Genomic DNA, 13860 nt, shown 5'->3' with positions numbered 1-13860 from the left:
GGGAGGATGGTGCCGGGCGGCCCTGGTCTGTGGAGCGGCGGCTCAGCTGCGCCAGGTGTCGGCCGGCGTGACCTTGCCGCTCGCGGGGACGGTGGCGGTGCGGTTGGCTCCGCTCTCCCAGGTGACGTTCCCGGCGGCGTCCTTGCGGAGGTACTTGTACGAGAACGCGGTCCCGGCCGGGAGCGTCACGTCGAGCTTCCAGACCGGGTACGCGGCCGGGTCGAGCTTCAGCGCGCCGCCGGTGTTCCAGTTGCCGAGCTCGGCGCGGTCACCGGTGACGTAGATGTTCTGCCCGGGAACGGTGGTGGCGTTGACGCCGAAGGAGGCCCCGGCGGAGCCCGCCGGGGTACCGGAGCAGGTACGGGCCCCGGCGTGCAGGGCGAGAGCCGTCCCGGCGGCGACGGTGGCGGTGAACTGCCCGCCCGAGCCGACGGTGACGGTCCGCCCGCTCTGCACGTCGCAGTAGTCGCCGCCCGGCAGCGCGGTCTGGAAGGTCCGGGTCAGGGCGGAACCCTCGTGGTTGATCACCACGTACGCCTTGGTGCCGCGCCCGAAGGCGATCTGGTCACCGCCGTTGTCCCACCAGTTGCCGACGGACTGGCCGCGGGCGGCGTTGCGGAAGCCGACCATGGAGGAGATCTCCCGCCAGGCGTGCTGGCACTTCCAGCCGTCGGCGTAACAGGCGCTCACGGCACCCCCGTTGGGCGGACCGGCGTCCTTGTCGGTCCACTCGTAGCCGGAGTGCACGTCGGGCGAGCCGTACGGCCAGGCCAGCGCGAAGACACTGGCGAGCGTGTAGGCGGACCCGTCCTTGTAGTTGAGGGTGTCGCCGCCCCGCTCGGTGTCGTGGTTGTCGACGAAGACGCCGGCCTGCCCGCTGGGCATGTACCCCCAGGCCTCGCCGAAGTTCTTCAGGTAGGCGAGGTTCTCGTTCTGGAAGACCCGCTTGAGGTCCCGGGCGTACCGGAACTCCTGTACGTCCCCGTTCCCCAGGTACTCGCTCGGCGAGACGGCCTCCCCGGCCCCGTAGATCGCCTCCTGCTTCCAGTACACGTGGGGGTTGGTGAGCCGGGACTTGATGTTGGCGAGGTCGGCGGCGGGCATGTGCTTGGCGGCGTCGATCCGGAGGCCGTCCACGCCCAGCGACAGCAGGTCGTTCAGGTACCCGGCGATGCGCCCGCGTACGTAGTCCTCCCCGGTGTCCAGGTCGGCGAGCTGCACGAGCTCGCAGTTCTGGACGTTGCCCCGGTCCTGGTAGTTTGAGATCGAGGCCCGGCAGTCGTCCATGTCGGCGCCGGAGAAGAGGCCCGGGTAGTTGTACTTCGTGTACGAAGTACCGCCGGTGCCCGTGAAGGTGGCGCCGGCGTCGGCCGGTCCGGCCATGTGGTTGACGACGGAGTCGGCGACGACCTTGACGCCCGCGGCATGACAGGTGTCGACCATGGCCTTGAAGGCTGCCCGGTCCCCGAGGCGCCCGGCGATCTTGTAACTGACGGGCTGGTACGAGGTCCACCACTGCCCGCCCTGCACGTGCTCCTGCGGCGGCGACACCTGCACGTACCCGTACCCGGCGGGCCCGAGGGAATCGGTGCAGGCCTTGGCGACGGAGTCGAAGCGCCACTCGAACAGGACGGCGGTGACGTCCTTCTCACCGGGCGGCGCGGCGGCGGCCTGCGGTCCGAGGCCTGTGAGGGTGGCCGCGGCAAGTGCGGTGGTGGCGCAAAAGGTTGCAGCTCTGACGGCTCTGGCAGGCATGCGGGGGGCCTCCTGGCGGAAGAGGTGGGGATTGGAGCGACCGTAGGGGCCAGGTAGGAGCCCTGCAAGAGTTTGCGCAAGAGATTGCAGAATTGTTTCCGAGGCGTGTCCTGCTGGACAGCGCCCCTGGACTCCAGCCCCGGCAGAGCGAGTTCACCCCCCGGGACACGGCTGCGACACCCTCCCCTCGCCGGGTACGGGCACCCGCCGGACGGGCCGGGCCCTACGGCCGTCCTCACCCCCGGCCCGCATCGCCCGGGGGCGGAGTGCGTACGGGATGAAAGCCTCCGGTCGCACCGGGCGGGATGTTTTCGGACCGGCGACTATAACTCGATCTCAATTCCTGCCCGATTACTGCCGAATGGGCGCTTCTCCATGCGGACCGGCGCGCGGCGGCAACGCCCCCGAACCAGCGCGATATGCCTTCAAGGACACACGGCGCCGACGGAAGGCTGAAGACATGGTCGGGCGAAGGAATTTCCTCATGGCCGGGGCCGCCGGGGGTGCGGCCATGCTCTCGGGGAGCGGTCAGGGAGCACAGGCGCACGCGGATCCCGGTCCCGGCCATCATCACGGTCACGAACCGGCGCCATCGGACGCCCCGATTCCGCAGACCCCTCCGCTGGAGAAGTTCGTCGACCCGCTGCCCACGCCGGAGACGGCCGTCCCGGACACCTCCGCCTATCCGGGCGCCGACTACTACGAGATCACGATGCGGCCGGGCAGCTGGCACTTCCACCGGGACCTCGGGCCGGCCGACGTGTGGGGCTACTGGGCCAAGAACCCGCACGACCGTCACTAGCCGATCGGCATGGGCTATCTCGGGCCGACCATCAGCGTGATCAAGGACCAGCCGACGGTCGTCAAATACGATGACCCAGCAGGAGGGCGAGGACACCCCGGTCGTCAACGGCAAGGCGTACCCCTTCCTGGCCGTCGAGCCGCGGCGCTACTGGCTGCGGATCCTCAACGCCTCGAACGAGCGTTTCTGGCGGCTGCGGTTCGACCCTCCCCGGGACGTGGTGCTTCAGCCCAATCTTCCGTTCTGGCTGATCGGCACCGACGGCGGATTCCGCACCCCGCTGCAAATGCTGAATTTCCTGATCGGGCCGGCCGAACGGTACGACCTGATCGTCGACTTCAGCGGAATGCCCATGGGCTCGAAGATCACACTGACGAACTACCACGCCCCGGTGCACTACCCGGGTGTGCCCGGCCAGGGACCGGAAATCTCGGAAGTCATGCAGTTCCAGGTCACCAAGCCGCTGTCCGGTGCGGACAGGACGACGCCGCCCAGGAAACTGAACCTGCCGGCGGTCGTACCCATCGAGCCGGAGCCGGATATCCACCGGCGGGAATGGGTCCTGTACCAGCACAAGCTCTTCAGCACCATGACGTTCAACGCGGTGCCCTTCATGGAGCCGTCCCAGGACTTCATCAAGGCGGGCGCGAAGGAAATCTGGGAGCACGTGAATCCCAACCACGACGCACACCCGATGCACGTCCACCTCGTCAACTTCCAAGTCCTGAACAGGCAACCGATCGACGCGGCCGCCTACCAGGCGGATTACGAGAAGTGGATCGACGGTGGCCGAAAAGCGGCGGACAAGCCGGTGCTGGCGAACTACTTCACCGGCCCGCCGATCCCGCCGGACCCGGACGAAGCGCTCTCCTACAAGGACACCTTCAAGTCCTATCCGGAGACGGTGACCAGAATCGTCACCGATCCGTGGAGCCCGCCGATGGAACCGATCGCGGGGATTCCGAACAGCGGAACCGAGCTCCCGGCGACGTACCTCCACCACTGCCACCTCCTCGAACACGAAGACGACGACCTGATGCGCCCGTTCACGATCGTCGACCCCGACGCCCCCGAGGCACCCGACGGCGAACCGGGCGCCGACGGAGGTCACGGCGGCGGGCACGGCCACTGACGGCACCGCTCCTGCCCTCCCCTGCCCGACCGTCCCCCGCGGCCGCCATACTGGGGGGAGCCGGCAGGAAAAGGGATGAGGGCGGATGAGCGAGCGCGACGAGGCCGTGCCCTGTGCCGACCCGGGCGGCGAAGGACGTCCGGTGGACGCGGAGGCCGAAAGGCTGGGGCAGCGGGTGGAGTTCCTGTTCGTCCACGTGCAGCCCCTCGGTCGGCGCTTCACCCTGCAGGAGGTGGTCGACGGGGTGCGCGACGGGGCGCGTCCCGGCGATCCGAAGATCTCGGTCGGCAGGCTGTGGACCCTGCTCAAGGGCAGGGTCGGCAACCCCACGGTCGGCACCCTGCGTGCGCTGGGCGAGTTCTTCGGGGTGCCGATGGCCTACTTCGTCGACGACGAGGTGGCCGACCGGGTCTCCGCGCAGCTCGCCCTGATCGCGGCCATGCGGGCCAACGACGTCCGGTCGGTGGCGCTGCGGGCCGCGGCGGTGGCCACGATGTCGTCCCACGGCGTGGACACCGTACGGTCCCTGGTCGAGCGCAGCGCTCTGCTCGAAGCCGGGCCGGAGACCGGCCAGGCGGTCGACCCGCGCGCCTGAGCCCCGCCCGAACACCTGTCTCCTAGTATCGCGTCGGGGAAACAGGGGATGTGGCTGGGGGGCTGGGTACCAAAGTGGAACAACGCAAGTGGCGCGCGTTCAAGGCGCACTGTGCCGATCTCATCGGGCCGTTGCAGGTGCCGCGCCCGTTCACGATCACGAATCTGTCCGCGCTGGTGGCCAAGCGGCGCGGGCGGCCGTTACGGCTGCTCCCGCTGCCCGGCGGTGACAGCGGGGAATCGGGCGTCTGCGGGATGTGGATCGCCTTCGCCGATACCGACCACGTGTACTACTCCGAGGTCACCAGCCCGGTTCACCAGACGCACATCATCCTGCACGAACTGGCCCACATGCTGCTGGACCACCAGCAGACCGGTGCGCCGCAGCAGGCGAGCCTGGAGCGTCTCTTCCCCGACCTGGATCCGGCGATGGCGGCCCGGCTCCTCGCCCGGGGCCGCAGCGGGGCCAGCGGTGAGCAGGAGCAGGAGGCGGAGCTCATGGCCTCGCTGATGTGGCAGCACTTCGACGTGGTCCCGGCTGCGCTGCCGTGCGCCTCACCCACTTCGTCGAATGCCCTGCACCGGGTCATGAGCACGTTCACCGACGCGTACGGATGGGGCGGGTCGCGTGCGTCCCTTTGATCTGGTGGTGCTGCCGCTGGTCTGGGTGCTCACCGCATGGAGCCTGTTGGGGTTACGGCGGGCGGCCGGCCGCGACCGGGGGATGTGCGCCCTGTGGGCGATGTGGGCGCTGTGGGCCGTCGCCTTCACCGTGGGGGTCCCGGCGATCCGGCGGGTGATCGACGCGGTGCTCGGCGTCGCGAGTGTCACCAACCTTCTGGTGCATCTGCTGGCGCTGGCTGCGACGTCGGCGATGGTGGAGTTCGTCCGTGAGCTGACCGGGCGCTCCCAAGGGCGCCCGTCACGGGTGAACCTCATCGGGCTGGCGGTCGCGATGGCCCTTCTGGCCTCGGTGTTCGCCGTGATGCCCCGTCCGCATGGTGATGTCGACCTGCTGACCTACAGCCAGAACTCACCGGCGGGGTTCCTCTACTGGATCATCGTGACCGGGGTCGCCGCCATCGGCCTGGCGGCTTGCGCCGTGCTCTGCTGGATCCACGGAAGCCACGCCCATCCGGGTCCGGTGCGTACGTCGTTGTGGCTGATGCGGCTCTCGATGCTCCTCGGAACGGTCTACCTGGCGCATCGGCTCGCCTATCTGACAGCCCGGTACCTGCGGCTGCAGTGGTTCGATTCCGCGGTGGTCAGGGCGATCACCCAAGCCCTTCTGGTGCTCACGCTGCTTCTCCTGGCCCTGTCCGTGCTGTGGCCCGCCCTGGCCGGCCACCGTCAGCGCCGGATCGCCGCGCGGCAGGGCCGGCGGATCGCTCCTCTGTGGCGGCTGCTCCAGACCGCGACACCGGAGGTGGTGCTTCCGCTGCCCGACGAGTTGCATCGCGGTAACCCCCGGCTGCGGCTCTACCGGTACGTGATCGAGGTCCGGGACAGCATTCTCGCCCTGGAAGGGCATGTGGGTGCGGCGCATGCGGCGGCCGCCGAGGCGCAGCTGCGAGCGGCCGGGTTCGGCGGCGACCGCTTGGCACCCGCCGTGGAAGCGGCGGTCCTGCGGTACGCCATCGCCGCCGAACTCGGCCTTCGCGAGAAGGCGTTCGACCGACGTGCGGTGTCCGGTGACGGGCGCGACCTGGATTCCGAGATCCGGTGGATCACTCAGGTCGCAGCCGTCATCGACGTCCCGGCGGTGGTCCTAACGGCCGAGCGGTTGTGCGTCCTGCCCGGCGTGCCGTTGCCGGACCCGCCGGGCCAGGGCTGAGTGCGGTCGGCCTACCCGGGCTGTCGCCTACCTGGGCTGTCCCCAGTCGATGTAGGTCGCCGAGCCGTCGTCGTTGCGCAGGTGGAAGGTGGCCTGCGAGGGCCGCCAGATGCCGATGTTCGCTGCGGGACCGCCGTTGCCGCCGTCCCAGTTGCCCGCGACGGGGATGTCGTTGCCGCCGCCCCAGTCCAGGACGACCAGGCTGCCGTCGTCCATACGCAGGTGGAACTGACCCGTCGACGGACGGAAGATCCCGACGTTGTCCGGGCCGACACCGTCCCAGTTCCCCGAGACCGCGCGGTCGCCCGCCTGACCCCAGTCCACATACGTCGCCGAACCGTCGTCGTTACGCAGGTGGAACGTGCCATTGCGCCAGATACCGACGTTCGCCGCCGCGCCGCCGTCCCAGTTACCCGCGACCGGCTGGTCCGTGCCCCCACCCCAGTCGATCAGCGTCAGACTGCCGTCATCCATCCGCAGGTGGAACTGACCCGTCGACGGACGGAAGATCCCCACATTGTCCGGACCCGCACCGTCCCAGTTCGCGGACACCGGCAGGTCACTGCCACCACCCCAGTCCACATACGTGGCCGAACCGTCGTCATTACGCAGGTGGAAGATACCGTTGCGCCAGACACCCACATTCGACGCCGGACCACCATCCCAATTCCCCGCAACCGGCAGATCGCCGTTCCAGAGGGCGTTGACGAGGCGCTGGCCGTCGGCGGCCTGGTTCCCGTACCGGTCGGGGTGGGCGGATATCTGGACCGCCTGGCAGACCTCGCCGATCGGCCTGCTCTGCCAGTTGCTCACCTTGAGCATCGCGTTGAGGAAGGCGTTGGTCGCCCAGGTCGGGTCCATGCGCTGGTTGAAGGTGCCCCAGTTGGCCCGCTGCTGGAAGAGGCCGACGCTGTCGTGGTCCTCCATGTTGGGGTTGTTGTGCAGGGTGGTCTCGACGATGGCGGTGGTCACGGCGAGGACGGCGGCCCGCTCGGGAAGGCCGCGGGCACGGACGGCTTCGGTGATCGCTCGGGCGCAGGAGACCCGGTAGGAGGTCAGGTAGCCGCGCAGGGTGCCGGTGAGCTGGTAGTTCAGCTCGGCGGCGAGGGCGCGGTCGGAGTCGGTCTGCGTGCCGCAGGAGTAGTTCGGGATGGCCGACACGGTCCTCGGGTCGGAGAGGTCGGCGCCGACCGCGTGAGCGGTCGAGGCCGAGGCGAGCAGGCCGGCGGTCAGCGCGGCGGACGTGGTGAGGGCTGCTAAGGGCCGGCGTGCGATTCGGTTCATGGTGAGGTGTCCTGGTCCCGTTCGGTCATGAGCGGCTGATGGCTGGGCGTGCCGGTGGGCCCCGGGGGCGCGTTGGGCCGCACCCCCGGGGAGGGGCTCAGGGCTTATCGGGGCTGTCCCCAGTCGATGTAGGTCGCCGAGCCGTCGTCGTTGCGCAGGTGGAAGGTGGCCTGCGAGGGCCGCCAGATGCCGATGTTCGCCGCGGGACCGCCGTTGCCGCCGTCCCAGTTACCCGCGACGGGGATGTCGTTGCCGCCGCCCCAGTCCAGGACGACCAGGCTGCCGTCGTCCATACGCAGGTGGAACTGACCCGTCGACGGACGGAAGATCCCGACGTTGTCCGGGCCGACACCGTCCCAGTTCCCCGAGACCGCGCGGTCGCCCGCCTGACCCCAGTCCACATACGTCGCCGAACCGTCGTCGTTACGCAGGTGGAACGTGCCATTGCGCCAGATACCGACGTTCGCCGCCGCGCCGCCGTCCCAGTTACCCGCGACCGGCTGGTCCGTGCCCCCACCCCAGTCGATCAGCGTCAGACTGCCGTCATCCATCCGCAGGTGGAACTGACCCGTCGACGGACGGAAGATCCCCACATTGTCCGGACCCGCACCGTCCCAGTTCGCGGACACCGGCAGGTCACTGCCACCACCCCAGTCCACATACGTGGCCGAACCGTCGTCATTACGCAGGTGGAAGATACCGTTGCGCCAGACACCCACATTCGACGCCGGACCACCATCCCAATTCCCCGCAACCGGCAGATCACCAGGGTTGTCGTCGACGATGCTGTTGTTGCGGACCGGCCGGAAGGTGCCGTGGCCGGAGTAGTAGGGGTAGGGGATCTCGCGGTAGTGCATCCCGCTGCCCGTGAACTCGTAGCCCATGTACGAGGTGCGCGCGGAGTTGGCCCAGCCGCCGAACACGACGATGTGGCCGTTGGCCCCGGCCGCGTCGTTGAGCATCGCGTCGCCGGGCTTCAGGTCGCCCTTGCCGATCCAGGAAGCGACACCGGAGGGGACGAAACTGGTGGTGTCCAGACCGGGCTTGGAGAGCTTCCAGGCCATCGAGGCGAAGCCGGAGCAGTCCGTCCGATAGCCCTCGTAGGTGTTGTCCCAGCTGTACTGGAGCCCGATCCCGACCCAGGACGCGGCCCGATTGATCACCTGGCTGCGGGTGATCGAGGGCCCGGCGGCCGCCTGGGACGGTGCGACGGACGCGCCCTGGCCGGCGCCGCCCTTGTCGATGGCCGCGAGGTCGGCGGCGGACCGTGTCGGGACCGGTTCGGCCGCGTGTACCGGTGCGGCGGCCAGAAGGCTGACGATCAACCCTGCGGCGGCCACTCCGGCCGCGGCCCCGCGACCCAAGGCGTGCGTGTTCGACATGAAGGATCCCCCCTGCTGACGAGTGCATGACACATAACTCCATCCGACCCGGCGCGAGAGGCCGTCACGCACGAACGTGTGCGCCTACGGTGGCGATGGCGATGACGTCAACAGGCCCCCCTGCTTGCCGCCTTGACACCGGGTCAGACGGGAAGAGCATCACGGCCCGACCCACCCAGCGTCAACATTTATTGAAAATGACTCGGATCCAGAGCGTCGAGTCTGGCTCAATACAGCGGGATATTTTGCGCCCCTATAGACGCTTAAATGCCCATGTTATGGGCAGTCGATGTCACGGCCGAGCGGCCGAACATGACGTGAATCCCACCCAGGATTTTCTGTTCAGAGAAAGAAAAAAGCGGGGGTGGGCTGTAGCCCACCCCCGCCCGGCGGAGCTGCTAAGGCACCTCGGCCGTCGAGCCGCGCACCACCAGTTCCGGCTGGAAGACGTACTCCGTGCGCTGGACCGGGGTGCCCGACACCGCCTCCAGGAGGGCGCCCACCGCCGCCGTCGCCATCGCGCGTACCGGCTGGCGGACCGTCGTCAGCGGCGGGTCGGTGAACGCGATCAGCGGTGAGTCGTCGAAGCCGACCACCGACACGTCCTGCGGCACCCGCAGCCCGTGCTCGCGCGCCGCCCGGATGACGCCGAGCGCCATCGGGTCGCTGCCGCACACGATGCCCGTGCAGCCGCGGTCCAGCAGGGCCATGCCCGCCGCGTGTCCGCCCTCCACCGTGAAGAGCGTGCGCTGGATCAGCCCGTCCGCCGCCGCCGTCGGCAGCGCCGCGAGGAATCCCTGCTCCTTGCGGGCCGACGGCACGTAGCGCGTCGGCCCGATCGCGAGCCCGATCCTGCGGTGCCCCAGGTCCTGCAGGTGCCGTACGGCCATGTCCGCCGCCGCCCGGTCGTCCGGGGAGATGAACGGGGCGTTCACCTGCTCGTTGAAGCCGTTGATCAGGACGAACGGCAGCCCGCGCGCCGCCAGTCTCTGGTAGCGCGCCGGGTCTGCGTGGGCGTCGGCGTGCAGGCCCGACAGGAAGACGATCCCGGTGACCCCGCGCTCCTCCAGCTGTTCCACCAGTTCGTCCTCGGTGGCCCCGCCCGGGGTCTGCGTGCACAGCACCGGCGTGTACCCGTGCCCGGCCAGCGCCTGCTCTATGACCTGCGCGAACGCCGGGAAGATCGGGTTGGTGAGCTCCGGGATGAGCAGCCCGACCAGCCCGTTGCTGCGCCGTTTGAGCCGTACGGGACGCTCGTAGCCCAGCAGGTCGAGCGCGGCCAGCACCTTGTGCCGGGTGCCGGCCGCCACGCCCGGTTTGCCGTTGAGCACGCGGCTGACGGTCGCCTCGCTGACCGCGGCCTGCGCTGCGATGTCCGTCAGCCGGAGGGGGGAGGTCACCCCGACGTCACCTGCCACCACACCGTGGTGTCGGCCGGCAGCACGCCGTCCTCGACCGTCGCGCCGCTGGACAGCAGGGCCTCCCCTTCGACGGGGAACCGTACCGCCGTGCCGGTGGTGTTCGCGGTGCAGAGGAAGTCCCCCCGGCGGAAGACCAGGACGCCCTCGGGAGCCTCCTGCCAGTCCACCGACTCGCCCGCGCCCAGGTCCGGGCGCTCGCGGCGCAGCCGCAGGGCGGACCGGTACAGCTCCAGGGTGGAGGACGGGTCGCCGGTCTGCGCCTCCACGCTCAGGTCCGCCCAGGAGTCCGGCTGCGGGAGCCAGCTGCCGCCGGTGCCGAAGCCGTACGGGGCCTCGGTCCCCGACCACGGGATGGGGACCCGGCAGCCGTCGCGGAAGCCGTCCTGGCCCGCCGCGCGGGAGAACGACGGGTCCTGGCGGACCTCGTCCGGCAGGTCGGTGACGTCGGGCAGGCCGAGCTCCTCGCCCTGGTAGACGTAGGCCGAACCGGGCAGTGCCAGCATCAGCAGGATCGCCGCGCGAGCCCGGCGCAGACCCAGCTCGCGGTCGCCGGGCTCGCGCAGCTGGGTGCCGAGGCCGGCGGGGTTGGCGAAGCGGGTGGCGTGCCGGGTGACGTCGTGGTTGGACAGCACCCAGGTGGTGGGGGCGCCGACGGTGCGCATGGCGGCCAGCGAGCCGTCGATGACCTCGCGGAGCGCCGTCGCCTCCCAGTCGCTGGTCAAGTACTGGAAGTTGAACGCCTGGTGCATCTCGTCGGGGCGGACGTAGAGGGCCGTGCGCTCGACGGTCGGGGTCCATGCCTCGGCGACCAGGACGCGGTCGCCCTCGTACTCGTCGAGGATCCGGCGCCAGGAGCGGTATATCTCGTGGACGCCGTCCTGGTCGAAGAAGGGCATGACGTCGTTGCCGAGCAGCTTGAGCTGGTCCTTGGCACCGAGGTCGGGCAGGCCGGGCGCCTTGACCAGGCCGTGGGCGACGTCGACGCGGAAGCCGTCGGCTCCGAGGTCGAGCCAGAAGCGCAGGATGGAGCGGAACTCGTCCTGGACGGCGGGGTGTTCCCAGTTGAAGTCGGGCTGCTCGGGGGCGAAGAGGTGCAGGTACCACTCGCCGTCCGCGACCCGGGTCCAGGCGGGGCCGCCGAAGATCGACTCCCAGTCGTTCGGGGGCTCCGCGCCGTCCGCGCCGCGGCCCGGGCGGAAGTGGAAGCGCTCGCGCAGCGGGGTGCCGGGGCCTTGGCGCAGCGCCTGCTTGAACCATTCGTGCTGGTCGGAGCAGTGGTTGGGGACGAGGTCCACGATGATGCGCAGGCCCAGTTCGTGGGCTTCGCGGATCACGGCGTCGGCGTCGTGCAGGGTGCCGAACATGGGGTCGATGGCCCGGTAGTCGGCGACGTCGTAGCCGGCGTCGGCCTGCGGGGAGGCGTAGAAGGGGCTGAGCCAGACGGCGTCGACGCCCAGCTCCTTCAGGTAGGGCAGGCGGCTGCGGATGCCTTCGAGGTCCCCCATGCCGTCCCCGTTGGAGTCGGCGAAGCTGCGCGGATAGACCTGGTAGATCACCGCTTCTCTCCACCAGCCGGGCTGCGTGCCGGTGGAGGTGGGGAGTGCGTCGGCGAGGTGCTGGGTCATGGTGTCCTTGGAGAGATCGGGCCGGGGGTGAGAGGGGGCAGGCTCGGGTGGTCAGCCCTTGGTGGCGCCTGCCGTCATCCCGGCGACGAGGTGACGCTGGGCGAAGACGAAGAAGATCGCCGCGGGGATGGCGATGAGGACCGAGGCGGCGCTCATGGCTCCCCAGTTGGAGGTGTACTGCGTGACGAAGGTCTGCAGTCCGCCGGCCAGGGTGAGGTTTTCCTCCCCGACCATGAAGGCGGAGGCGTACGCGACCTCGCCCCAGGCGGTGATGAAGGCGTAGAAGCCGGTGACGGCGAGGCCGGGCTTGGCGAGCGGCAGGATCAGGCGCCAGAAGGTGCCGAAGGGGTTGAGTCCGTCGACGCGGCCCGATTCGTCGATCTCCACCGGGATGGTGTCGAAGAAGCCCTTCATCATCCAGGCGCAGAACGGCACGGCGATGGTGAGGTAGGTGATGATCAGGCCGAGCGGCTGGTTGAGCAGGCCGAGGTCGCCCATGAGGTTGTAGAGCGGGACGATGAGGATCGCCATCGGGAACATCTGCGTGATGAGCAGGGTCCACATGAGCGGCTTCATGCCGGGGAACTTGAAGCGGCTGACCGCGTATCCGGTGGTGGCGGCGATGAAGACACCGAGGACGGTGGTGACGCCGGCGACCAGGACGGAGTTGGCGAACCAGCTGAGGAAGTGGCTCTCCTGCAGCAGGTTCGTGTAGTTGCCGAGGGTCGGTTCCTTGACGAAGTCGGTGGTGACCGCGTGCTTGGCCGGCTTGAGCGAGGTCAGCACGATCCACAGCACCGGGAAGACGGCGATCACGGACGCCACGACGAGGGTGGCGTGCAGGCCGACGGATGCGAGCGGGGAACGGCTGCCCCGGGCACGGGCGGTCGCCTTGCCGGCGGTCGCCTTGCCGGTGGTCGTCGCCTTGCTGTCGGTGGCCGTACGAGCGGTGGTCGCAGTGGACATGGTCACCACACCTCTCCCTGCTTGCGCAGCGAGCGCCGGTAGACCAGCGCGAAGATCATGAGCAGGGCGAGGATCAGGACGCCCCACGTGGCCGAGCCGGCGAAGTCGCGCGGGCTCGACACGAACGCCTCGCGGAAGGCCTGGGTCACCAGGATCTCGGTGGAGTCGCCGGGACCGCCCCGGGTGAGGAGGAAGATCACCGGGAACATGTTGAAGGTCCAGATGGTGGAGAGCAGGATCACCGTCATGCTCACCGCGCGCAGTCCGGGCAGGGTGATGTGCCGGAAGCGCTGCCAGGCGCTGGCGCCGTCCATCTCGGCGGCCTCGTAGAGCTCGCCGGGGATCGACTGCAGGCCGCCGAGCAGGGCGACCATCATGAAGGGGACGCCGAGCCAGACGTTGACGGCGACGACCGAGAACTTGGCCCAGGTCGGGTCGTCGAGCCACGGGATCGCGGCGATGCCGCCACCGTCGAGGATCTTGTTGAGGATGCCGTTGTCGCGGTTGAAGAGGAACCGCCAGGCGAAGACGGAGACGAAGCCGGGGACGGCCCAGGGGAGGATGAGTGCCATCCGGTAGGCGGCGCGGCCCCGGAAGTCCCGGTTGAGCATGTTGGCCAGGATCAGACCGAGCGTGAAGGTGATGGACACGCACGCGACGGTCCACGTCACCGTCCACACCAGCCGCTGCAGGAACACCGGGTCGCTGAGCACGGCCACGTAGTTGTCGAGTCCGACGAACTCGTACGTCGCCTCGATGTGCCGGGCGCCGATGGTGCGCGAGACGTTGCGCTCGGTGGCGTCGGTCAGCGACAGGTAGACGCCCCGGACCAGCGGCCAGCCGATGATCACGCCGAGGACGAGCACCACCGGGGCGACCATGGCCCAGGCGTACCAGTGCGTGCCGACGGCGCGCCGGAGGCCGGACGCGCCTTTTCCACCGCGGGCACCGCCGCGGTTACCGCTGTCGCTGTCAGTCCTGCGGCTCCGGCCGCGGGCGGCGACGTCGTTCTCGACGTCGTCGCCCGCGGCCTTCGCCACCGACTGGCTGGTGTGAGCAGCCATG

12 protein-coding genes are annotated in these 13860 nt (G+C 69.5%); 5 read left to right on the top strand and 7 right to left on the bottom strand.

Annotation, left to right across the window (positions count from 1 at the left end; genetic code table 11):
- Positions 1-42: 42 nt before the first annotated feature.
- Positions 43-1755 (bottom strand): carbohydrate-binding module family 20 domain-containing protein, encoded by a 1713-nt coding sequence (locus tag ACZ4YL_RS28545; protein ID WP_468120490.1) that lies wholly within the window; start codon positions 1753-1755, stop codon positions 43-45.
- 484 nt (positions 1756-2239) lie between these two features.
- On the opposite strand from ACZ4YL_RS28545, the gene ACZ4YL_RS28540 reads away from it, so the two are divergent.
- The 5 genes from ACZ4YL_RS28540 to ACZ4YL_RS28520 all read left to right on the top strand — a co-directional run bounded on the left by ACZ4YL_RS28540 (position 2240) and on the right by ACZ4YL_RS28520 (position 6117).
- The gene (locus ACZ4YL_RS28540; protein ID WP_468120488.1) at positions 2240-2557 is read left to right on the top strand and encodes a hypothetical protein; all 318 of its coding nucleotides are present in this window, start codon (positions 2240-2242) and stop codon (positions 2555-2557) included.
- 70 nt (positions 2558-2627) lie between these two features.
- On the top strand, positions 2628-3689 hold the full coding sequence (locus ACZ4YL_RS28535; protein ID WP_468120487.1) for a multicopper oxidase family protein: 1062 nt from the start codon (positions 2628-2630) through the stop codon (positions 3687-3689).
- 85 nt (positions 3690-3774) lie between these two features.
- On the top strand, positions 3775-4284 hold the full coding sequence (locus ACZ4YL_RS28530) for a hypothetical protein (RefSeq protein WP_468120485.1): 510 nt from the start codon (positions 3775-3777) through the stop codon (positions 4282-4284).
- A gap of 74 nt (positions 4285-4358) precedes the next feature.
- The gene (locus ACZ4YL_RS28525) at positions 4359-4925 is read left to right on the top strand and encodes a hypothetical protein (RefSeq protein WP_314251263.1); all 567 of its coding nucleotides are present in this window, start codon (positions 4359-4361) and stop codon (positions 4923-4925) included.
- A 4-nt stretch (positions 4926-4929) separates the two neighbouring features.
- Positions 4930-6117 carry an MAB_1171c family putative transporter gene (locus tag ACZ4YL_RS28520; protein ID WP_468120483.1) on the top strand — a complete coding sequence of 396 codons (1188 nt, stop codon included), beginning with the start codon at positions 4930-4932 and terminating at the stop codon, positions 6115-6117.
- 27 nt (positions 6118-6144) lie between these two features.
- Here the strand turns inward: ACZ4YL_RS28520 and ACZ4YL_RS28515 are convergent, their stop codons facing one another.
- The 6 genes from ACZ4YL_RS28515 to ACZ4YL_RS28490 form a co-directional block, all read right to left on the bottom strand.
- Entirely contained in the window at positions 6145-7401 is a 1257-nt protein-coding gene (locus ACZ4YL_RS28515) for a hypothetical protein (protein WP_468120481.1), read from the bottom strand.
- A gap of 104 nt (positions 7402-7505) precedes the next feature.
- On the bottom strand, positions 7506-8783 hold the full coding sequence (locus tag ACZ4YL_RS28510; protein WP_468120479.1) for an NlpC/P60 family protein: 1278 nt from the start codon (positions 8781-8783) through the stop codon (positions 7506-7508).
- Between the two features lie 398 nt (positions 8784-9181).
- Positions 9182-10183, bottom strand: a complete 1002-nt coding sequence (locus ACZ4YL_RS28505; RefSeq protein WP_468120477.1) for a LacI family DNA-binding transcriptional regulator — start codon at positions 10181-10183, stop codon at positions 9182-9184.
- Positions 10180-11829: a glycoside hydrolase family 13 protein gene (locus ACZ4YL_RS28500; protein ID WP_468120475.1), complete on the bottom strand. Its 1650-nt coding sequence runs from the start codon at positions 11827-11829 to the stop codon at positions 10180-10182. Before ACZ4YL_RS28500 ends, ACZ4YL_RS28505 begins: the two co-directional genes overlap by 4 nt.
- Before the next feature lie 51 nt (positions 11830-11880).
- A complete protein-coding gene (locus ACZ4YL_RS28495) occupies positions 11881-12795 on the bottom strand; it encodes a sugar ABC transporter permease (protein WP_468120474.1) in 915 nt (304 codons plus the stop codon).
- A gap of 2 nt (positions 12796-12797) precedes the next feature.
- Complete coding sequence (locus tag ACZ4YL_RS28490; protein ID WP_468120472.1) at positions 12798-13859, bottom strand: carbohydrate ABC transporter permease; 1062 nt, start codon at positions 13857-13859, stop codon at positions 12798-12800.
- Between the last annotated feature and the right edge of the window lies 1 nt (position 13860).

The organism is Streptomyces sp. NPDC030021 (genome assembly GCF_055574035.1).
The sequence above is the reverse complement of the archived record's forward strand: the minus strand, read 5'-3'. Positions and strand labels throughout refer to the sequence as shown.